1 protein-coding gene is annotated in these 324 nt (G+C 28.4%); it reads left to right on the top strand.

Annotated features, from left to right (window positions below):
- The coding region (locus BHE89_RS00010; protein ID WP_286145783.1) for a methyltransferase at positions 1-324 on the top strand (324 nt) is incomplete at both ends.

Here is a 324-nt window from a genome sequence, read left to right on the forward strand (position 1 = left end):
AAAATGTAAGAGAAGATCATGATTTTCAGGCGGGTATGAGCTCGTTATCAAAAATAGAAAATTATTTTATTATTAAAAACTATGAGTTTCCAGAAAATAAAATTGTCACTGATATAGCTGGTGGATTAGGTGGGTTATTATTAGAAGTCTTAAAAGAAAACCCAACCCTAAAAGGACAATTATTTGAACATGAACATGTATTAGAAAGATCTAAATTAGTCGAAGAAAATGTAAGAGAAGATCATGATTTTCAGGCGGGTATGAGCTCGTTATCAAAAATAGAAAATTATTTTATTATTAAAAACTATGAGTTTCCAGAAAATA

The sequence above is a fragment of the Shigella sp. FC1967 genome (assembly GCF_001743005.1).
Lineage (GTDB): Bacteria > Pseudomonadota > Gammaproteobacteria > Enterobacterales > Enterobacteriaceae > Proteus.